Origin of the sequence: Anaerosalibacter massiliensis, from assembly GCF_024623155.1 — a bacterium.
Lineage (GTDB): Bacteria > Bacillota > Clostridia > Tissierellales > Sporanaerobacteraceae > Anaerosalibacter > Anaerosalibacter massiliensis.
Map to the genome: position 1 here is coordinate 13,194 of NZ_JANJZL010000003.1, position 22,123 is coordinate 35,316.

17 protein-coding genes are annotated in these 22,123 nt (G+C 29.2%); 15 read left to right on the forward strand and 2 right to left on the reverse strand.

Going from position 1 to position 22,123, the window contains the following annotated elements; all coding sequences use genetic code 11:
• The first annotated feature begins 206 nt into the window (after positions 1–206).
• The 11 genes from NSA23_RS05405 to NSA23_RS05455 all read left to right on the forward strand — a co-directional run bounded on the left by NSA23_RS05405 (position 207) and on the right by NSA23_RS05455 (position 15,416).
• Positions 207–353, forward strand: coding sequence for a hypothetical protein (locus NSA23_RS05405; RefSeq protein ID WP_257490316.1), 147 nt, complete (start codon positions 207–209; stop codon positions 351–353).
• A gap of 70 nt (positions 354–423) precedes the next feature.
• Positions 424–588 (forward strand): hypothetical protein, encoded by a 165-nt coding sequence (locus NSA23_RS05410; protein WP_257490317.1) that lies wholly within the window; start codon positions 424–426, stop codon positions 586–588.
• Positions 589–748: 160 nt separating this feature from the next.
• Positions 749–1,408 (forward strand): ABC transporter ATP-binding protein, encoded by a 660-nt coding sequence (locus tag NSA23_RS05415; protein WP_187116619.1) that lies wholly within the window; start codon positions 749–751, stop codon positions 1,406–1,408.
• 2 nt (positions 1,409–1,410) lie between these two features.
• Complete coding sequence (locus NSA23_RS05420; RefSeq protein ID WP_257490318.1) at positions 1,411–4,662, forward strand: FtsX-like permease family protein; 3,252 nt, start codon at positions 1,411–1,413, stop codon at positions 4,660–4,662.
• A 271-nt stretch (positions 4,663–4,933) separates the two neighbouring features.
• A complete protein-coding gene (locus NSA23_RS05425) occupies positions 4,934–6,781 on the forward strand; it encodes a glycine betaine ABC transporter substrate-binding protein (RefSeq protein ID WP_222704694.1) in 1,848 nt (615 codons plus the stop codon).
• A 12-nt stretch (positions 6,782–6,793) separates the two neighbouring features.
• Positions 6,794–7,984, forward strand: coding sequence for a quaternary amine ABC transporter ATP-binding protein (locus NSA23_RS05430; RefSeq protein WP_042678821.1), 1,191 nt, complete (start codon positions 6,794–6,796; stop codon positions 7,982–7,984).
• Positions 7,985–8,077: 93 nt separating this feature from the next.
• Positions 8,078–10,264 carry a DNA topoisomerase III gene (locus NSA23_RS05435; RefSeq protein ID WP_257490319.1) on the forward strand — a complete coding sequence of 729 codons (2,187 nt, stop codon included), beginning with the start codon at positions 8,078–8,080 and terminating at the stop codon, positions 10,262–10,264.
• Positions 10,265–10,391: 127 nt separating this feature from the next.
• Positions 10,392–11,501 (forward strand): acyltransferase family protein, encoded by a 1,110-nt coding sequence (locus NSA23_RS05440; RefSeq protein WP_257490320.1) that lies wholly within the window; start codon positions 10,392–10,394, stop codon positions 11,499–11,501.
• Positions 11,502–11,534: 33 nt separating this feature from the next.
• Complete coding sequence (locus NSA23_RS05445) at positions 11,535–12,086, forward strand: DUF4825 domain-containing protein (protein ID WP_257490321.1); 552 nt, start codon at positions 11,535–11,537, stop codon at positions 12,084–12,086.
• 211 nt (positions 12,087–12,297) lie between these two features.
• A complete protein-coding gene (locus NSA23_RS05450) occupies positions 12,298–13,728 on the forward strand; it encodes a phospholipase D family protein (RefSeq protein WP_042678817.1) in 1,431 nt (476 codons plus the stop codon).
• A 338-nt stretch (positions 13,729–14,066) separates the two neighbouring features.
• Complete coding sequence (locus NSA23_RS05455) at positions 14,067–15,416, forward strand: MATE family efflux transporter (RefSeq protein WP_042678816.1); 1,350 nt, start codon at positions 14,067–14,069, stop codon at positions 15,414–15,416.
• Positions 15,417–15,557: 141 nt separating this feature from the next.
• On the opposite strand, the gene NSA23_RS05460 is transcribed toward NSA23_RS05455, so the two are convergent.
• Positions 15,558–16,211, reverse strand: coding sequence for a GerMN domain-containing protein (locus NSA23_RS05460; protein WP_042678815.1), 654 nt, complete (start codon positions 16,209–16,211; stop codon positions 15,558–15,560).
• A 211-nt stretch (positions 16,212–16,422) separates the two neighbouring features.
• On the opposite strand from NSA23_RS05460, the gene NSA23_RS05465 reads away from it, so the two are divergent.
• Positions 16,423–17,403: an L-lactate dehydrogenase gene (locus tag NSA23_RS05465; protein WP_042678814.1), complete on the forward strand. Its 981-nt coding sequence runs from the start codon at positions 16,423–16,425 to the stop codon at positions 17,401–17,403.
• A gap of 50 nt (positions 17,404–17,453) precedes the next feature.
• On the opposite strand, the gene NSA23_RS05470 is transcribed toward NSA23_RS05465, so the two are convergent.
• On the reverse strand, positions 17,454–18,158 hold the full coding sequence (locus NSA23_RS05470; protein ID WP_042678813.1) for a FadR/GntR family transcriptional regulator: 705 nt from the start codon (positions 18,156–18,158) through the stop codon (positions 17,454–17,456).
• Between the two features lie 153 nt (positions 18,159–18,311).
• Here NSA23_RS05470 and NSA23_RS05475 point away from each other — a divergent pair, with 153 nt between their 5' ends.
• The 3 genes from NSA23_RS05475 to NSA23_RS05485 all read left to right on the forward strand — a co-directional run bounded on the left by NSA23_RS05475 (position 18,312) and on the right by NSA23_RS05485 (position 22,113).
• Positions 18,312–19,217, forward strand: coding sequence for a ribonuclease Z (locus tag NSA23_RS05475; protein WP_042678812.1), 906 nt, complete (start codon positions 18,312–18,314; stop codon positions 19,215–19,217).
• A gap of 87 nt (positions 19,218–19,304) precedes the next feature.
• A complete protein-coding gene (gene trkA, locus NSA23_RS05480; RefSeq protein ID WP_042678811.1) occupies positions 19,305–20,684 on the forward strand; it encodes a Trk system potassium transporter TrkA in 1,380 nt (459 codons plus the stop codon).
• A complete protein-coding gene (locus tag NSA23_RS05485) occupies positions 20,662–22,113 on the forward strand; it encodes a TrkH family potassium uptake protein (RefSeq protein WP_042678810.1) in 1,452 nt (483 codons plus the stop codon). The genes trkA and NSA23_RS05485 overlap by 23 nt, the downstream gene beginning before the upstream one ends.
• Positions 22,114–22,123 lie beyond the last annotated feature (10 nt).

Genomic DNA, 22,123 nt, shown 5'->3' on the forward strand with positions numbered 1-22,123 from the left:
ATAAATATAACTCTAAAAATGATTCCTCATTTTAAATTTTTGTTAAAAATTAAATTGAGGAAGGCTTCATATTAATAGGTAAAACATATAAACTAGTTTAATACTATAGATATTATCTATTTCATATATAAAGTGATGAGTTATAAAATTAACAATACAATGGGATGTTTTATATGCAAATAATATAAGTACTAAGGGGAGATTAGATGAAAAGGAAAATTAGTTTACTTTTATCTGTTATTTTAATATTTACCATAGTTATATCTGGATGTGGAAAAGAGAATACGAAACCTACAGAAAAAGAGAATACATATGAAAGTCCTACACAAGAAGCTAAATATTTTAAAGCCTAAATGACATTTAAACTTATATTACCTTTATGTAAATCTGATGTAATTTCTGCAATAACTTTAGCTGGAGGAATTGCCATGGGAGCTTCGGCACCTATTATTTCAAGCTAAAAGAGTATTAGATTATACAGCTTTTATATTAGATAGGGAGTTAGTAGAATATGGGAAAACAGAAGAAATATTTATAAATCCTAAAGATAATAGAACGAAGGAATATGTATGTGGACTATATAGTTAAAATAAAAACTAAGAAAAAATAGCTTTGTATATATAAAGCTATTTTTTATATATTATAGCAGACAGTTATTATAAAATGGTATAATACTATTAACTTAACATTGGGAGTGAGTTAATTGGCTAAATATATAGAATTGAATGAAATTAGAAAAATTTATCAAATGGGGGAAGTGGAAATAAAAGCTTTAGATGGAATGAGCTTTTCCGTTGATAGAGAAGAGTTTGTTATAATCGTAGGTTCTAGTGGTGCTGGGAAAAGTACAGTATTGAACATACTAGGGGGAATGGATTCTCCAACTAGTGGCGAAATAATAGTAGATGGAAATGAAATAAGTGGATACGATGAAAGAGAACTAACTTCCTATAGAAGACATGACATAGGATTTGTCTTTCAATTTTATAATTTAGTTCAAAATCTTACTGCTCTTGAAAATGTAGAATTAGCTGCACAAATATGTAAAAATCCCCTTGATTCAGAAATGGTTTTAAAACAAGTAGGTCTTGAATATAGAAAGGATAATTTTCCTGCTCAGCTTTCAGGTGGAGAACAGCAAAGAGTAGCTATTGCAAGAGCTCTAGCTAAAAATCCTAAACTTTTATTATGTGATGAGCCTACAGGAGCATTAGATTATAATACAGGAAAGGCTATTTTGAAATTATTGCAGGATACTTGTAGAGAAATGGGAATGACAGTTGTAGTTGTAACTCACAATACAGCCATCGTTCCTATGGCAGACAAGGTTATTAGAATTAGGAATGGCAAAGTAGAAAATATTTCTCTCAATGAAAACCCAATACCTGTAGAAAGGATCGAGTGGTAATAATGAGAAATCCATTACTTAAAGATACTTTTAGAGAAATTAAAGGAACTCTAAGTAAATTTTTTTCTATTTTCGCCATAGTAGCTTTAGGAGTTGGTTTTTTTGCTGGAATCAAAGCTACATCTCCAGATATGAAAATAACTGCTGATAAATATTTTGATGAATACAATTTAATGGATATGAGAATAATTTCAACTATAGGATTTAATGATAAAGATATAGATATTATAAAAAAAGTGTCAGAAGCCCAAGGGGTTTTGCCTACTTATTCTATAGATGCATTAATCAATGTAGATAATAAAGAGATGGCTTTTAAAGTTCTATCATTGCCTATGAACAAAATAAAAAAACCTGATAGATCTTATATAAACAGGACTAAATTAGTAAAAGGTAGATATCCAGAAAAACTAGGAGAGGCAGTTGCTGAAAAAAATAAAATGCTAAAATCTAATTTATCTATAGGTTCTAAGGTGAAGCTTTCATCTGGTACAGATAAAGATATTGGCGAAAGTCTTAAAAACAATGAATTTACTATTGTAGGAATAGTAGAAACTCCTTATTATGTATCTGCTGAGAGAGGTACAACAGATATTGGAAATGGAAAAATAGATAGTTTTATTATGATTTCCGAGGAAAATTTTAAGATACCTAGGTATACAGATATATTCTTAACTTTTAAGGAAACAGAGGGAGTTTTCTCCTATGATGATGAGTATGATAATATTCTTGAACCTATAAGGAAAAAGCTTAATAATATTGGTAAAGTCAGATCTAAAGAAGCTTATAATGAAATAGTATCTGAAGCTAATAAAAAGCTAGATATAAGTAGGAAAGAACTTCAAAAGGCAGAAGAGGAATCTAAAAAAGAGCTTAATAAAGCTTATCAGGAAATTTTAGATGGCGAAAATAAAATAGTAAAAGGTGAGAAGGAATTACATGATAAGGAAATAGAATTTAATAAAATTGTCAAAGAAGCTGAAGAAAAAATATTGAGTGGCAAGAAAGATTTAAAAAGAGGGGAAGAGGAATATAATCAGAAATCACAAGAATTTAATAAGATTAAAAATAAAGCAGAAACTGAGTTTATTAAAGGAGAAAAAGAAATAAAATTTGCTGAGAAGGAATTAAATGAAAAGGAAGCTGAACTTAATGAGCTTAAGACTTTTCTAAAAACAAATACAAATCTTCCAGAAGAAGAAAAAATAGAATTAGAAAAAAAGTATAGTGGAGGTATAGAACAATTAGAATATGGAAAGAGAGAGTTAGAAAAATCTAAAGCTAAATTAGAAAATAAAAAAAATCAATTGTCTATGGCAGAGAAAGAGATTGTAACAGGTAAGGAGAAATTAGATTCTTCTGAAAAACAAATTGTATTAGAGGAGAAAAAACTTCAAGAAGGTAAGAGAAAAGCTGAAAGTGAGTTTGTTACTGGGCATAAAAAGTTAGCAAATTCTAGGAAAGAGCTTGAAAATGGAAAAAAAGAATATGAAGAAGGAAAAAGAGAAGCCGAAGAAAAATTAGCAGATGCTCGTAAGAAAATAGCGGATGGAGAGGAAGAAATAAAAGATATTAAAGATCCAAAGTGGTATGTGATTAAAAGAAATCAAACATTTGATTTCATTGATTATGAAATGGCAGCAGATAGGATAGATGCTATTTCAAAAGTATTTCCAGTATTTTTCTTTCTTATAGCTGCATTAGTATCTTTAACTACTATGACTAGAATGGTTGATGAACAAAGGACCTATATAGGTACTCTTAAGGCATTAGGATATAGCAAATTTTCCATAGCTTTAAAATATATAATATATGCTGGCATTGCTAGTATTAGTGGCAGTATATTTGGAGTTTTAATAGGATTTAAAGTTTTTCCTACCATAATATTTAATGCCTATAGAATTATGTATACAATGCCATCTATAGTTATTATTTTTAATTGGCCCTATGCTATTATATCTATGGCCTTTGGAGTATTTACAACAACATTAGCAGCCTTGATATCTTCTTATAAGGAATTAAAAGAGACACCTGCATTACTTATAAGACCTAAAGTTCAAAAATCAGGTAAGAGAATATTCCTTGAGAGAATAAAATTTATATGGTTTAGAATGAATTTTTCTCAAAAGGTTACAGCTAGAAATATAATTAGATATAAGAAGAAATTATTTATGACTATTTTAGGTGTTGGAGGTTGTACAGCATTAATGCTAGCAGGTTTTGGTCTTAAGGATTCTATAGTAGATATTGTTGATAAGCAGTTTAATGAAATATATGAATATGATATGACTATAGGATTGAAAAATGAGACAAGGTCAGAGAAACAAGGAGATATTAAAAGTATATTGAATAAAAATAAGGGTATTTCTGATTATATTTTTGCTAATGAGAAAAATATCAATGTCATTGTAGGAAAAGAGGAGAAAGTAGCTTTCCTTGTTGTTCCTGAAGATATAGATGATTTGAGAAACTTTATTAATTTAAAATCTCGCACTACAAATGAAAAAGTTCCTTTGACTAATGATGGAGTCGTTATAACAGAGAAATTAGCTAAAATGCTCCAAGTTCAAGTAGGAGATGAAGTGTATATTAAAGATGAAGATAACAGGAAGATAAGGGTGAAGGTATCAGGTATTGCGGAAAACTATGTGTCCCACTATATTTACATGTCACCTATACTATTTGAAAGACTTTATAATCAAGAAATTAGATATGATGGGTTACTGGCAAAGACTGTAGATACATCAAAAGGTTTTGAGAATAAGCTCTCTACTAATCTTTTAAAAAATCCAGAAATCAGTTCTGTGAATTTTATTACAGGTATGAGCAGTAGCTTTGAAGATACCGTAGGGAGTTTAAATCATGTGGTACTTGTATTGATTGTTTCAGCAGGTGCTCTAGCCTTTGTAGTTTTATACAATTTAACTAATGTAAATATAAGTGAAAGGCTTAGAGAAATAGCTACCATTAAAGTACTTGGATTTTATGACAATGAAGTATCTAGTTATGTTTATAGAGAAAATATAATCCTTACTATTATAGGTACAATATTAGGACTTTTTATGGGTGTATTTCTCCATAGATATATAATTCTTACTGGTGAAATAGATAGTATGATGTTTAGCCGAGACATAAGGTTTGTAAGTTATATATATTCTGCTATACTCACTATACTATTTGCTGCTTCAGTAAACTTTGTAATGTACTTCAGACTAAAGGATATAAAAATGGTAGAATCCTTAAAATCTGTTGAATAAGGCTAAATACACAGGAATACCCGTTTTTTTACGGGTATTTTTATGCTTTAAAAAGGTAAATTATAGTTAAATACTGTATTTTACAAGGCTTTAAGTTTGACATGAAATATTTAGTAGGATATAATAATACCTATTATTAGGAGTTTAGTTGCACCTAAGTTTCTTGAATATTTTAAAAAAATATAAAAGATATAAAATAAAGGGGCGATTCATTATTCGAGTATCAAGAAAGGCAAAGTTTATTTTATCATTACTGATTGTAATATTAATATTGCAATTTAATTTTAATATTTATTCTTATGCAGAAAGTTCTGATTCCCATAAAGGAAAGAAACCAAAACTTGTTTTTGGTGATGCAGGTTGGGATAGTATAAGAATTCATAATAAAATAGCTAGAATTATAATTGAAGAAGGCTATGGATATAAAACTGACGAAATCACAGGTTCATCTCCTATTGTTATAAAAGGACTGAGACAAGGAGATATAGACATATCCATGGAATCATGGACTGACAATATTGCAGATGTTTATGAACCTGGAATAGAAAAAGGTGAAATTGTAGAATTGTCAGTGAACTATGATGATAATGCTCAAGGACTATATGTTCCTACTTATGTAATAGAGGGAGATAGTGAGCGGGGCATAGAGCCTATGGCACCTGATTTAAAATCTATAAAAGATTTACCAAAATATAAAGAAGTATTTAAAGATCCAGACAATCCAAGTAAAGGAAGGATATATGGTGCACCTCCTAACTGGTTTTCTGATGAAGTACTTCGTACTAAAATGGAAACCTATGATTTAAATAAAGATTTTGAGTATTTTAATCCTGGTTCAGATACTTCTCTCAATACTTCTATTGTTTCTGCTTACGAAAAAGGAGAACCTTGGGTAGGTTATTATTGGGATCCTACATGGATAATAGGCAAATATGATATGACCTTACTTAAAGACGAGCCTTATGATAAAGAAAAGTGGGAAAATGGATTTGCTTGTGAATTTCCAGGTGTTAGAGTGACAATAGCTGTAAATAAAGATATGCTTGAAACAGCACCAGATGTTGTAGAATTTTTAAAAAATTATGAAACTACTACTGAAATAAATAGTAAATTATTAGCATATATGCAAGATAATGATGGAGATTTAGATAAAACCGTTAAATGGTTTTTTGATGAATATGAGGAACTTTGGACTAAATGGGTTTCAGAAGATATAGCAAATAAGGTAAAAGAATCTACAGACTCTAAAGGAGGAAAATTTGGACTTAGTTTCAAAGAGTTTCCCAAAAACTTTAATATAGAATTAGGAATATATGTAGAAAAATTAGTATCTTGGTTGACAAGGCATTTTCAGGGATTTTTTGATGGACTGGCAGCAATTATTAATTGGATTGTTAGTGGTATAAGATCTATATTAGTTACTATTCCTTGGTTTATATTTATATTGCTAATATTCTTATTAGGATGGAAAATGATAAATTGGAAATCAGGTATCATATATGCTATTATGATGTTTTTAATTGGTGGATTAGGCCTTTGGAATGAGATGATCTTTACTTTATCTATAGTAATAACTGGAGTATTGATATCTATAATAATTGGCATCCCTATAGGGATTCATATGTCTTATAATGATAAGGTAGAGGCTTTCATGAAGCCAATATTAGACGGAGCTCAGACTATGCCAAGTTTTGTGCATTTGATACCAGCTATGATATTTTTTGGACTAGGTACTGTTCCAGCAGTATTTGCAACAATTATATACTCAACTGCACCATGTATAAGATTTACCAATTTAGGTATTAGAGAAGTACCAAAGGAAATGAAAGAAGCTGCATATTCCTATGGTTCATCTTCTTGGCAAGTTCTTACTAAAGTAGAATTACCTCAAGCAATGCCAACTATTATGGCTGGTATAAACCAGACTACAATGGCAGCTATGTCAATGGTAGTTATATCTTCTATGATTGGGTCTAAAGGACTTGGAGAAAATGTGCTTATAGCTATAAATAGGACTGATGTTGCAATGGGATTTGATTCAGGAATAAGCATCGTATTCCTTGCAATAATAATTGATAGAATTACTCAGAGAATATCTAATGAACATAAGGATATTTAAGGAAGTGAAAATATGACAGAGAAAATTATTGTTGAAAATTTGGTGAAAACTTTTGGTTCAAGACCAAAGTTAGCATTAGAAGGATTAAAAAAAGGTTGGAATAAGAAAGAAATACTAAAGAAGACAGGTCAAACTATAGGAGTAAACAAAGTATCTTTTTCAGTAGATGAAGGAGAGATATTTGTAATAATAGGATTGTCTGGAAGCGGAAAATCAACTATAATAAGATGTTTAAACCTTTTAAATAAGCCTACTTCAGGAAATGTAATAGTAGATGGTGAAAATATAGTTAATTATGATAAAAATTCTTTAAGAGAATTTAGACAGGAAAAAATGGCTATGGTATTTCAACAATTTGGTCTTTTTACCCATATGACAGTATTAGAAAATGTAGCCTACGGTTTAGAGATTAAAAAAGTTGATAAAGAGAAGAGAGAAAAGATTGCTATTGATGCTATTGAAGAAGTAGGGCTTAAAGGTTGGGAGCACAAGATGCCTAATGAACTTAGTGGAGGTATGCAACAGAGGGTAGGACTTGCTAGGGCATTAGCTAATGATCCAGATATACTCCTTATGGATGAACCATTTAGTGCCCTTGACCCTCTTATAAGAAGAGATATGCAAATAGAGCTTTTAGATTTACAATCTAGGCTAAAGAAGACTATTGTTTTTATTACTCATGATATTAATGAAGCCTTTAAATTAGGGGATAGGGTAGCTGTTATGAGAGATGGTTCTATAGTACAGATGGGTACTCCTGAAGAAATACTAAATAATCCTTCAGATGAATATATAGAGGATTTTGTAAAGGATATAGACCGTACTAAAGTAGTACGTGCTAAAGATATTATGAAAAGACCAAATGCTATAGTATCTTTAAATGCAGGGGTTAGAGTGGCAATAAAAGAAATGCAAGTAAATGATATATCCAGTGTTTTTGTAGTAGATAAAAACAGGAAGATCCAAGGAATAGTTACTATAGATGATTGTATTGAGTCAGTTAAAAATAATAAATCTTCATTAAAAGAAATATTAAAACAAGATTATTATACAACTAAAGAGGATGTCTATATTGAAGATTTGATTGATAAAGGAGTTAAAACCAAATATCCTATAGTAGTTGTAGATAATGAAGAAAGAGTATTAGGTATCATTGTGCGAACTTCTATTTTAACAGGTCTTTTAACAACAAATGGAGATTAGAACAATAAAAGCAGATGAACATTTCATCTGCTTTTATTGTGTTATAATATTTCTTATAGTAGATAAAAGCTATCAATGTGAAAGGATGTTAAAATGAAAAAAATATTAATATTAGCTGAAAAGCCTTCTGTAGGTAGAGATATAGGAAGAGTTCTAAAATGCAATAAAAAAGGGAATGGGTATTTAGAAGGAAATAAATATATTGTAACTTGGGCTTTAGGACATTTAGTAACTTTAGCTAATCCTGAAGATTATGATAAAAAGTATAAATCTTGGAATATAGAAGATTTGCCAATACTTCCTCATTATTTAAAGCTTGTAGTTATAAAACAAAGTAGCAAACAATTTTATGTAGTAAAAAAACAGATGAGTAGAAAAGATGTATCTGAAATTGTAATTGCCACAGATGCAGGAAGGGAAGGAGAACTTGTAGCTAGATGGATTATAGAAAAAGCTCATGTAAATAAGCCTATTAAAAGGCTTTGGATTTCCTCTGTTACAGATAAGGCTATTAGAGATGGATTTAATAACTTAAGGCCTGGTAAAGTCTATGAAAATCTTTACGAGTCTGCTATTGCTAGAGCAGAAGCTGATTGGATTGTAGGAATAAATGCCACTCGTGCATTAACATGTAAATATAATGCTCAACTTTCTTGTGGAAGGGTTCAAACTCCCACATTAGCCATGATTGCAAAGAGGGAAGAAGAGATTCAAAACTTTAAGGGAAAAGATTATTATGGAATTGAAGCATCTACTAAGAATTTCAAGTTAATATGGCAAGACGGGAAGACTAAGGATATGAAGACTTTTAATAAGAACAAATCTGATAAAATTCTTAAGAGTATAAAAGGGAAAGATGCTGAAGTTATAGATGTAAATAAAGTAAATAAAAAGAGTTTTCCTCCTAGACTATATGATTTGACCGAACTTCAAAGGGATGCAAACAAAATATTTGGCTACTCTGCAAAAGAGACTCTTTCTATTATGCAAAAGCTATATGAAAAACATAAGGTGCTAACTTATCCAAGGACTGATTCTAGATATATTTCTGAGGATATAGTAGATACATTAGGAGATAGAGTTAGGGCTTGTAGTATTGGATATTATAAGAAAATAACTTCTAAGATTTTAAAAAAGCCTATAAAGGGAAATAAGTCTTTTGTAGATAATAAAAAAGTTTCAGATCATCATGCTATTATTCCAACAGAAGAAATGGTAGTGTTAAGTGAATTAAATAACAAGGAGAAAAAGATATATGATCTGGTGGTAAAACGCTTTTTATCAGTATTATATCCTCCTTTTGAATATGAACAGACAACTATAAAAGCTAAAATAGGTAATGAAATATTTATTGCTAAAGGAAAAAAGGTAGTATTTGAAGGATGGAAAGAAGTTTATTCTAATGATTTCCAAGGAAATGGAGAAGAGGATATATTAGAACAGGTATTTCCATCAATAAGTAGAGGAGATATTTTAAAAATATCTTCCATTATACAAACTAATGGGAAAACTAAACCACCAGCACCTTTTAATGAAGCTACTTTACTGTCAGCTATGGAAAACCCAAAAAGATACATGGAAGATGAGAGTAAGGACTTAATTGACATAATAGGAGAAACAGGTGGTATAGGTACAGTGGCTACAAGGGCAGATATTATTGAAAAGCTTTTTAATACTTTTTTAATTGAAAAGAAGGGTCAAAATATTTTTATAACATCTAAGGGAAAACAACTTCTCGAACTAGTTCCAGAAGATTTAAAATCTCCAGCTTTAACGGCAGAATGGGAACAAAAGCTAGGGGCTATAGCTAAGGGAAAATTAAATAGAAAGATTTTTATTAATGAAATGAGAGATTATTCAAAGTCCATTATTAAAGAGATCAAGAATAGTGATGCAGAGTTTAAACATGATAATTTAACAAGGAGTAAATGTCCTGAATGTGGCAAGTACATGCTTGAGGTAAAAAATAAAAGAGGAAAGATGTATATTTGCCAAGATAGAGAATGTGGATATAGGAGAAATGTTTCTAAAATTACTAATGCTAGATGTCCTAATTGTCATAGAAGATTAGAATTACATGGAGAAGGAGAAGGGCAAATATTTACCTGTAGCTGTGGATATAGGGAAAAGCTCTCAGCATTTAATGAAAGAAAGAAAAAATATAAAAACCAAGTTTCTAAAAAAGATGTTTCTAAATATCTTAAAAAACAAAAGAGAGAAAACAATAAGCCAATTAATACAGAATTAGCAGATGCCCTTGCAAAACTTAAGTTTGATTAGCTTTAAGAAGAAACAGTTAAATAAGACTGTTTCTTTTTGATATCAAATTTAGTATTATATGATATGAGGAATAAAATGTATGTCTAAAAATTTAATAAATTAAAACAATATGGGGGGGATAGGTTAGGTGGTTACGCAGATACGAAAAAGGTATAATCTTGACTATATTAATATTTTGAGAATACTAGCATTAGTATTAGTTATATTAGCTCACAGTTCAGCTGTTTATACAGGAGCATGGGGATTTAAGCTAGTTAACAACAAATCAGAGAGTATTAAATATATAACTAAGTATTTTGAAACTATTCGTATGCCATTATTTGTTTTCATATCTGGCTATTTGTACCATTTTAATAGGGTGAAATTAAATAAATACAATTCATTTTCAAGGTTTCTTAGAAATAAGGCCAAGAGGTTGTTGATTCCATATTTAATGACAGGAATATTTTTTATGATTCCTGTGCAGATGATTTTCAATATTTATAGTGATAATGAGGGTTATTTTTATAAAGCATTTAACGAAATATTACTTGGTAACATGCCAGGTCATCTGTGGTTTCTTCTTGCATTATTCCACATGACCATTATTTTTTATTTAGTAGAAAAATATTTGAAGGATAACAATATTGACTTAAATCCTATTAGTATAATCATTTTATTATCTTTTATAGGTTTTTTAACACATAATATTTCAAATATATATCAAATTCAATCTAGCATAGAGTATTCTATATATTTTTTTATAGGATATATTTTTAGCGAAAATATGGAATATATTAGAAACAATGTGGGAAATAGAAGATATATTTTACTTACACATGCTTTATTTTTCAATATTCAATATCTTCTATTAAATGCTGTTAGAAACAGGACAATATATGTTAAATGGTTTAAATTTGTACTTAAGCAGATTACATCAATTTTAGGAATTACATTTATGTTTATGTATAGCCTTAAATTCTGTGAGAATACTGAAAGACTAAATAGAATCATGAGTTACAATATTATTAGATTAATAGATGCTAATAAATTCTATGCATATTTATTACATCAGCCAGTATTGAAGGTAGTATTAGTCAATATAGGAGATTTAAATGTAAAACCATTTACAGTAGTAAATATATTGTTTTGGTCGACCTTATTTATTTCAATATTTTTCTCTATAATTATAAAGAAATTAAAAAAGTTTTTAACAGATGTATTTACAAATTCCAAATATGCAAAAATAGAGTCTTAATAAATATATTTTAAACATGATAAGGAGGGTTAAATGAATAAGAAAATTTTAATAATTTTATTATGCGTAATGGTTATTACTTCAATTATTTTCCTTAAAGATAAGCTTATAAAGAATAGTCAAGATGATAATTCAAATCAGGAGGAAATTTTAAAAAGTGATATTGAAAATCTCTCGAAATATAAAAGTAAATATATGGGGGATGCATCTAATTTTTCAAATCTTAATAATAAAATTGCTCTTCATGATATTCCGATGACATTTAAACTCCATCCAGATGAGTTGATGGCTGAAATTAATTATAAAGAAAGTGTATCAAATATTGATGAAGGAAAGCTAAAGAGAGGATTAGTTTATAATTCTACAGTTAATTTTGTATTAATAGATAATTTAAAAGTACTCAAATTGAATTTTAAAGAAGTATCGTACACAATCTCTAGGGAAAAACTAGATGAGTGGTATGGAGTAGAACTTCCATCTTTGGAAGATAAAGAACAATGGAAAAAAGAAGTCTCAGATAAATTATCGGATATGGATCACATAGAAAAATTTATACATGAAAATATGGATATAGAAAATAAATAAGATTAAAAAAAGTTAGGGACTAAGGATGCCCTAACTTTTTTATTGCAAAATATTTTAGGAAAGGAAGATGAGTATATAAATAATGATATAATTAAATGTAGAAAAAAGTATATTTATATAATAATTTTTCCTTAGTTCACTACTATGGTTTCCAAGCATAACTTTATATATAGGATCAAAATGGTTTTTTATTGATAAAGGGGGCATATGTATGGACACTATAGGAAAAATTATAATTTATGCTCTAGGAGCTTATGTTACATATTCTATAGTATTTGGTGGTATAATATTAGGTTTCTATAAGCATAGTATTAGCAAATATTTAGAAACACATCCAGTGGAAAGATTTTGGGGAGAAAAAACAAGTCAAGATAGGGTTGTTCTAGTAGAGGATAGATATAATTCAGGTCTTGCCCGTATTGATTTCATAGAAAATTCCAAGGAAACTTTGGACATATCCTATTATGCAATAGATAATGGAATATCTGCAGATATATTTTTAGGTTGTATTTTAGAGGCAGCAGATAGAGGTATAAAGATTCGGTTACTCCTTGAAGGCTCTCCACCAAATATAAATGAAATGAATGATGCTAAATATACTCTTTTTCAACATCCTAATATTCAATTTAAATTTTATGATACTTTTGGATTCTTTAGACCTTGGACTTGGAATAATAAGCTTCATGATAAGTTTATTATTTCAGATAATAAATTAGCCATGATTGGAGGTAGAAATATAGGAGATAGATATTTTGCCAAAGAAAGAGAAAATGGGGACGTTGTAGATGATAGAGATGTGGTTATTCTAAATACTGATAGTCAAAATTTTTCTAGTAGTGTTATTTATCAAATGCAGGAATATTTTAATTATGTTTGGAATCATAAATATTCAAAATATCCGGTAACAAGGCTTACTCAAAAACAAGAGAAAAAAGGGAAAGAAAAAGCTGAATATTTACATAGGAATATTAAAGAGGTAAGAGAAAGATATCCAGATATGTTTAATCAATCTATTGATTGGAGAAATAAATCATTGCCAACTAATAAGATTACATTAATTCATAATCCTATAGAACGTTTTAATAAGGAGCCTTGGTGTTGGTATGAAATTACTAACTTAGTAGAGAAAGCTAAGGAATTTATTTTCATTCAGAGTCCTTATATTATTCCTACAAAAGATATGTTAAAACATATTAAATCTATCAATGTTCCAAGAGAAAATATAGATGTATTAACTAATTCCCTCGCTTCAACTCCAAATGCAATGGCTTATTCAGGGCATATAAGACATAGGAAGAATATGGTAGATTCGGGAGCTAATATATATGAATATCAAGGACCAGGCTCTATACATGCCAAATCTTATATATTTGATAAAAGAATTAGCTTAGTTGGTTCTTTTAATATTGATTCAAGGAGTACTTATTTAAGTACTGAAACCATGATTGTTATTGATAGTAAAGAGTTTGCAGAGCATTTAGAAAAGGAAATTAATAAAAAATCTAATAGTAGTTTGAAAGTAAAAAAAGACTATTCATATGATTATAACCCTTCAGTAAAAGAAGAAGAAGTACCTTTTATAAAATTAGCTACAATAAAAATCCTATCTGTAATCACCTGCTTATTTGATTATATGCTTTAACAATAGGACACAGAGGGACGGTTATTCTGTGTCCTAAATATGGCCCTTATGTTTTCTTTAGAAGAAAATGAAAAAGTAAGCAATTAGCTATGCAAAACATATTAATTATGATGAGGATACTTACTAATTTATTTTGATTATTATGATGGAAATAATATTATAAACAACACAAGAGGACTGTCCTCTTGTGTTGTCATGTCATTTGACTAATGTGTATTTTTTATATATAATTTGATATTGATATAAAAAATCAAATAACTAGAAAATATAGCTTAAAAGCAGATGGGCGGCTTACAACCCATTTGCTTTTTTATTTGCAAAATAGAAGGAGGAATAAAATGAAGAAAATATTTAAAGATAAGGAATTTTTCATTACAATACTTACATTAGTTATTCCTATAACTTTACAAAACTTAATTAGTTCATCCCTCAACATGGTAGACAATCTAATGATAGGAAAGCTTGGAGAAAATTCAATTGCTGCTGTTGGCTTAGTAAATCAATATTTTTTCATATTTATGTTATGTTTATCTGGCATCAATGCTGGTGCGGGTATATTTATGTCTCAATTTTGGGGCAGAAAAGATACTTTAAATATAAGAAAAATACTTGGTTTAGATCTTATACTTAGTATATCAGCCTCATTAATTTTTTCTATTACAGCATTTATATTTCCTGAAACTATAATGAAGATATTTACTAAGGACAATGTTGTCATAAATTTAGGGATTCAATATCTTGAAATAATTGGTATAACTTTTATATTCACTGCTATTACTCAAGCTTATTCTACAGCTTTAAGATGTATAGGAGTAGCTAAACCACCGATGTTTGCAAGTCTTATGGGAGTTTTAATAAATGCTCTTCTAAATTGGATACTTATATTTGGACATTTTGGTTTGAAGCCTATGGGTGTAGTAGGTGCTGCTATGGCTACGAGTATTGCAAGATTTGTTGAAATGATATATATAACTATATATTCCTATAAGTTTAATGATATAGTATCAGCTAAATTAAGAGAAATGATAAGTTTTAATAGTAATTTTGTTAAAAGTTATTTTAAGACTTCTTCTTCTGTAATAATAAATGAAATAGTATGGGCTTTAGGTATGACCACATATTCAGTAATATATGCTAAAATTGGAATTAGTGCAGTGGCTAGCATGCAAATAGCAACTACTATAAATAATATGTTTATGGTTTTGTGTATAGGACTTGCTACAGCAGCTTCCATTGTTATAGGGAATAAAATAGGTGCTAACGAAGAGGATATAGCAATTGAATATGCAACTAAATTAGGCATATTAGTACCATTAGTAGGGTTGGTAACAGGTATAGGATTATGGGTTTCATCTCCATTAATAGTTAAGGCATTTAATATAAAGGAGGATACTCTTAGACTTACAATAATTGTTCTTAAGATCATGGCTATATTTGCTCCCCTTAGATTTTTTAATGTTCTTATGATTGTAGGTGTATTTAGAGGTGGTGGAGACACTACTTATTCTATGTTAGTACAGCTTGGAACTGTGTGGTGTTTTGCTATTCCAGCAGGTTTTATAGCTGCTGTATATTTTAGATTACCCCTTAATAAAGTATTCTTCATTATTTGTTTAGAAGAAGTGGTAAAATTATTTTTTGAAGCTAAACGTCTACACTCTAAGAAATGGATTAGAAATATTGTATGATATGACACAGAGGGACGGTTCCTCTGTGTTTAAAACATGGCCATTATATTTTTTTAGTGGTATTAATAATATTAAAATAATTAGAAGAAAGGATTGTATTAGTGATACAAACAACACAGGAGAACTATCCTCCTGTGTTGTTTATTCCATAATATCAGTAAAAGGTTCAGAAATATCGAAATGATCCATAAGGGTTTCTGCTTTTTCACCATTTACTAAAAATTGTACCTTATTTACATTATCTAATTCTAGAAGAGTTTTAATTATCTGGTTTAAAGTAAGTTGTTCTTCCATAGAGCCACCATGTAGGCCTTCTTGAGCAAAGTTTATAGAAATTATTCCATCAGATACTTTAACATCAATCAGTTCTATATTTGGAGGAATTCCTGTACTTAGACTAATACTTTCAGGACCTTTTATTAATTCACGTACAATAGCTTCTTCAAGAGTTATATCCTTATATTCAATAATTCTTTTTTCAGGAATGAGTTTTTCTAATGATTCATCCCCTGTTTCTATATAATCTTTATTTACAAAATAAAGATTAACTTCTTCTACATTATTCTTTTCTTCAGATTTTTCTATATCTTTTTTTGCAGAAGTAGAATCATTTTTTTTATCATTTTTTGCCTTTTTCTCATCTACTTTTTCATCCTTTTTATCATTTTTTTGTTCCACTTGGCTATCTTCTGACCGGTTGTTTGAACTTGTCTCAGGTGAGTTTTTTGAGCTAGTACAAGCTGTAAGACTTAAAATCATTATAATAGATAAAAAGATAGCAATATATTTTTTCATATTTTCTACCCCTTTCTGTATTTAGACTTTGTATATTATTATATTATATAGGAAAAAAATTAAAAAGGAGTAAATTGTTTTTTAGTAAGTTGTTAATAAAATAACTATTATAGACAATAGGTTATAACTGTGATATTATAAAAGCAAGAAACTGGTACGACCAGTAAACCACCATACCAATACAAATTTATTATTTGAAAGGGTGAGTCTTATGGATAATAAAAAGAGAGGTACCAAAATATCGATTATAGGAGCTGGATCTGTAGGGGCAACAACTGGTTATGCCTTGACTATGTCAGGTCTTGTTACTGATTTAGTATTAGTAGATGTAAATAAAGATAAAACAGAAGGAGAAGCTTTAGACTTAAGTCATGGTGCTGCATTTATAAAACCTGTAAATATAAAGGCAGGAGAATATAAAGATACTCAAGATTCTGATATAGTTATAGTGACTGCCGGAGCAGCTCAAAAACCTGGTGAGACAAGATTAGAGCTTGTAAGTAAAAATATAAAAATATTTGAAGGAATAATTCCTAAGGTAGTAAAATATAGTCCTAATTCTATTTTGCTAATAGTTTCTAATCCAGTAGATATATTGAGCTATGTAGCTTATGGCTTATCTGGTTTTCCTAAAGAAAGAGTTATAGGATCTGGAACAGTATTAGATACATCAAGATTAAAGTATGAAATAGGAAAAAAATTAAATGTAGATGCAAGAGATGTTCAAACATATATAATGGGAGAGCATGGAGATACAGAATTTGTCACATGGAGTTTGACCAATATAAAAGGTATTAGAATAGATGATTATACAAAAGAGTTAAATTATAAATATGATGAGAAATTTAGGACTAATATTCATGAAAACGTTAAAAATGCTGCTTATGAAGTTATTAATAGAAAAGGTGCTACTTTTTATGCTATAGCTTTAGCAGTAAGGCGTATTGTGGAAGCTATACTAAGAGATGAAAAATCTATATTACCAGTATCTACTTTAATTCAAAATTATTACGGAATAAATAATATTTATTTAGGAGTACCAGCTATAGTAGGAAGAAATGGTATTGAAAAAGCATTAAAAGTATCTTTAAGTGAAAATGAGATTAAAAAGTTTAAATTATCTGCTAATACTTTACAGGAAGTTTTATACAAATCCGTTTCGCAAAAAAAATTAAAAGAAAGCTATATATAGCTTTTATGGCTGTTTGTCTCTCCTATGGAGAGGCAAACTAACATTTTAGTTCAATTTTTTATAGATTTTTTCATTTCATTATTTACAAATTCAAGATGGTCTGACATTGCTTTTTCAGCTGCTTTAATATCTTGGTTTTTTAGAGCATTATATATATTATTATGTTGTTTTTTGATAATATCTTTATGTTCTTTTTTTACTAATATATTTTTTCTTGTATCTTTTATGGAAGCTTCAATAAGTGAGGAAACAGCATTTAATATACTTTGTAATAGAAAATTCTTACTAGATTGAGCTATTTTGTAATGAAAGATAACATCTAATTTTACTAATTCATCCTCTGAGTCTGATATATCTGCTGTATCTAATATTTCCTTTATCTCTTTTAATTCTTCACTAGTAATTCTTTCTGCAGCTAGAATAACAGATCCTTTTTCTATAACATTTCTAAGTTCTAATATTTCCTGAGCATTGCTTTCTTTGATTAAGAATATTGTAGAAAATGGATCTAATAATATGTCTTCAAAACTAGTTTTTATAAAATTACCTTCCCCTTGCTTAGACTCTATAAGACCCATTATTTCTAGTTCTTTAAGAGCTTCTCTCACAGAAGTTCTACTGACTTGTAAATTTTCTGCCATTTTTCTTTCTGATGGAAGTTTATCACCTTTTTTAAGGTCACCTTTAGAAACCATTTCTTTAATTTGTTCTATGACTTTTTCAGATACAGTTGTGTGTTTGATGGGGGTAAACATGTTTCTCTTCCTTTCATAATGAGTTAATTTTCTAAAATATATATAGTATAAAAACTAATTTAATTGTATATAAAATACAATTAAATTGCAAGATATAAAGGTTTATATATATAATCTTTTAAATAATGTAAACTAGTATTAAGAGGTGATTTAATGCTTGATATTGGATTATTAGGTTCTGGTGGTGGAATGCCTATGCCTAATAGATATCTTTCTTCAATTCTTATAAGATACAATGGAAGGAAGATATTAGTGGATTGTGGCGAAGGAACTCAAGTATCTATGAGGTTATTAGGTTGGGGATTTAAAACTATTGACATCATATGTATAACTCATAGCCATGGGGATCATATAATAGGACTTCCAGGACTTCTTGCTACTATAGGTAATAGTGGAAGAACTGAGTCATTAAATATTATTGGACCTAAAGGTATAGAGTATGTAGTAGATGGATTGAGAAGAGTAGTTCCATATCTTCCTTATGATATTAATATAATAGAAAATCCTAAACAATTGACAAATATAATTGGAGATATGGATATAGAAACATTGGAGCTTGACCATTCAACGCCATGTATAGGCTATAGTTTCTATGTAAATAGGAAGCCAGAATTTAAAGTTGAAAAAGCAATTAAGAATAAAGTGCCAAAAGAAATATGGAAAAAACTTCAGGACGGTGAAATCATAAATTATAGTGGAAAAGAATATAAACCAGATATGGTGTTGGGAAGTAAGAGAAAGGGAATAAAATTAAGTTATATCACAGATACCAGACCTGTAGATAAAATACCAGAGTTTATATATGAAAGTGATTTATTCATATGTGAGGGTACTTATGGGAATGAAAATGATCTAGACAAGGCTATAAGAAATAAACATATGACTTTTAGTGAAGCTGCTAAACTAGCTAAAAATGGATATGTAAAGAAACTATTGCTTACACATTTCAGTCCTTCTATTGAAGATCCAAATATATATAAGGTTAATGCAAAAAATATTTTTTTAAATACTATAATAGGTAAAGATAGACTTGTTGAAACTTTAAATTTTACAGAATAAAAATAAATCTGGTAATATGCTTTACTAATTTAAAACTAGGAATATAATAATGATATACAGATATTATATATCTAGGGGAGGATGCAAATGAAAGTAATGATAGTTGGAGCAGGCAAACTAGGATATAAACTAGCAGAAGCAATGAACAATGAAAATATTGATGTAACATTAGTTGATGTAAATTCAAAAACTTTAGAAAGGATTAACAATCATCTAGATGTATTGACTATTGCTGCAAATGGTATACAAATAGGGGTTCTAAAGGAACTTGATATTGAAACCTATGATCTCTTGATAGCAGCAACAGATGGTGATGAGACAAATACATTAATTTGTTCTTTAGCTAAAAGAATAGGCTGTAAAAGAACTGTAGCAAGAATTAGAAATCCAGAGTTTACGGATCAACTAGATTTTGTTAAATCTGAAATGGGAATTGATTATATTATCAATCCAGATTTAACAACTGCTATTGAAATAGAAAGATATTTGTTAAAAAACTATAATTTTCACTCAGGAGATTTTGCTAGTGGCAAAGTTTCCATGATTGATTTTAATATTAGAAATACAAAGGATTTTGTTGGAAAGAAAATCAAGGAATTAGAAGGTCTAGAAGGACTACTTATCACTGCTATATCTAGAGGTGGAAATTTAATTATCCCAGACGGTTCTACTGATTTAAGGGAAAATGATGTAATTTATGTAATTGGTAGAAAGGATGATATTGATAGATTAGGTGGGAAGATTAAAGTAAATGTAAATAAAAGAGAGATTAAAAAAGCAATGATTTTAGGTGGAGGGAAGATTGGATACTATTTAGCCCAAAGACTAACTGCATCAAATGTAAGTGTAACAATAGTTGAAGAAAGTGAAAAAAGATGTGAATATTTATCTGAGAAACTTGATGATGTTCTAGTAATTCATGGAGATGGTACAGATATAGACCTTTTAGAAGAGGAAGATTTAAGTTCCATGGATGCATTTATTGGGGCTACAGGATATGATGAAGAAAATTTATTAATGACATTAGTAGCTAAGCAATCTGGAGTTAGCAAAGCTATTGCAAAAATAAGTAGGCCTAATTATATTAATATAATAGATAAATTAGATTTAGATGTGGCTTTTAATCCTGTTAATATAACGGTAAGTAATATATTAAAATTTATAAGGGGTGGGAAGGTTGTTTCTGTATCCCTTCTTTTAGATGGACAAGGAGAAGTTACTGAGATTATTGCAAGTAAGGATTTACCTATTGTTGGTAAACCTATATATAAACTAAGATTACCAAAGGGTATTATTATTGGTGCAATTGTCCATAAGGGAAATGTAATTATTCCAGATGGTAATTCTATAATTAACCCAGATGATAGGATTATTGTATTTTCTTTAGAATCTGATATACCAACTTTGAAGAAACTTATTAATCCTGGTAAGGGAGGTATTTTTAGTGAGTTATGGAGTAGTTATTAAAGTATTAGGAAATTTATTAACTGTAGAAGCATTATTAATGATACCTTCTTTATTAGTTTCACTATATTATAATCAATATGATAAGACAGCTTTTTTAAGTAGCATTTTTATAACTGGTATAGTTGGTTTTGTCATGAGTAGGAAAAAAGGTTCAAGGAAAACAATTAAAGCAAAAGAAGGACTAGCTATTGTTGCATTCGGATGGATTCTGGTATCTTTTTTTGGCTCTTTGCCATTTGTTCTTTCTGGAAGTATTCCATCTTGGGTAGATAGTTTTTTTGAGACAGTTTCTGGCTTTACAACTACAGGTTCTACAATTGTAGACAATGTAGAATTATTACCTATGGGAATATTATTCTGGAGATCTTTTACCCACTGGATAGGTGGAATGGGTATACTAGTATTTACTATTGCTATTTTGCCTACTTTAGGAGTAGGAGGATTCCAAATATTTAAAGTAGAAAGTCCTGGGCCTATGCCAGATAGAATTGTGCCAAGGGTTACAGATACTGCAAAGATTTTATATATTACCTATTTTATAATGACTCTTTTAGAGATCATATTGTTATTGTTTGGCGGAATGTCATTATATGATGCAGCAGTTCATACTTTTGGAACTGTAGGAACAGGAGGATTTTCTACAAAAGTGGCAAGTGTAGGACATTATGATAGTTCCTATATTCATATTATAATAGGTATATTTATGATTTTATCTGGCGTAAATTTTTCTCTATATTATCTTTTATTTCAAGGAAAATGGAAGGAAGTTTTCAAGAATGAAGAATTAAGATTGTATCTTGGAATAATATTAATTTCTGTTGTATTAATTGGATTAAACATAAATAGTACAATGTATAAGAATATAGGACTAGCATTTAGGGATGCATTTTTTCAAGTAGGTTCAATAATTACTACAACAGGATATGCTACAACAAATTTTGATAAATGGCCGACTTTTAGTAAATCAATTTTATTCCTTCTCATGTTTGTAGGAGGTTGTGCTGGTTCTACAGGGGGAGGATTAAAAAACATAAGGATATTAGTGTTATTTAAATTAATTAGAAGAGAAATTTCTAAAATACTTCATCCTAGAGCAGTTATACCAATAAAAACAAATGGAAATGCTGTTTCAAATGAAACAGTTGCAGGTATAACAAGCTTTTTTGCACTATATATTTTTATATTTGTATTAGGAACTGTTCTTATTTCACTAGAAGGAATGGATCTTGTAAGTTCTTCAAGTGCTGTAGCATCAGCTCTTGGGAATATTGGGCCTGGATTTGGTCTTGTAGGTCCTAGTGAAACTTTTAGTAGTATCAGCTCTATGGGTAAATTATTATTATCACTACTTATGCTACTAGGTAGGCTTGAGTTATTTACAATAATAGCATTGGTTTTACCTAAAACTTGGAGAAATGAAATTTTTTAAGGAGAATATA

Excerpts from the sequence above, each read along its gene's own strand:
- NSA23_RS05405 (WP_257490316.1), top strand. The coding sequence starts at position 207 with ATGAAAAGGAAAATTAGTTTACTTTTATCTGTTATTTTAATATTTACC.
- NSA23_RS05415 (WP_187116619.1), top strand. The coding sequence starts at position 749 with ATGGGGGAAGTGGAAATAAAAGCTTTAGATGGAATGAGCTTTTCCGTT.
- NSA23_RS05420 (WP_257490318.1), top strand. The coding sequence starts at position 1,411 with ATGAGAAATCCATTACTTAAAGATACTTTTAGAGAAATTAAAGGAACT.
- NSA23_RS05430 (WP_042678821.1), top strand. The coding sequence starts at position 6,794 with ATGACAGAGAAAATTATTGTTGAAAATTTGGTGAAAACTTTTGGTTCA.
- NSA23_RS05435 (WP_257490319.1), top strand. The coding sequence starts at position 8,078 with ATGAAAAAAATATTAATATTAGCTGAAAAGCCTTCTGTAGGTAGAGAT.
- NSA23_RS05445 (WP_257490321.1), top strand. The coding sequence starts at position 11,535 with ATGAATAAGAAAATTTTAATAATTTTATTATGCGTAATGGTTATTACT.
- NSA23_RS05450 (WP_042678817.1), top strand. The coding sequence starts at position 12,298 with ATGGACACTATAGGAAAAATTATAATTTATGCTCTAGGAGCTTATGTT.
- NSA23_RS05455 (WP_042678816.1), top strand. The coding sequence starts at position 14,067 with ATGAAGAAAATATTTAAAGATAAGGAATTTTTCATTACAATACTTACA.
- NSA23_RS05460 (WP_042678815.1), bottom strand. The coding sequence starts at position 16,211 with ATGAAAAAATATATTGCTATCTTTTTATCTATTATAATGATTTTAAGT.
- NSA23_RS05465 (WP_042678814.1), top strand. The coding sequence starts at position 16,423 with ATGGATAATAAAAAGAGAGGTACCAAAATATCGATTATAGGAGCTGGA.
- NSA23_RS05470 (WP_042678813.1), bottom strand. The coding sequence starts at position 18,158 with ATGTTTACCCCCATCAAACACACAACTGTATCTGAAAAAGTCATAGAA.
- NSA23_RS05475 (WP_042678812.1), top strand. The coding sequence starts at position 18,312 with ATGCTTGATATTGGATTATTAGGTTCTGGTGGTGGAATGCCTATGCCT.
- trkA (WP_042678811.1), top strand. The coding sequence starts at position 19,305 with ATGAAAGTAATGATAGTTGGAGCAGGCAAACTAGGATATAAACTAGCA.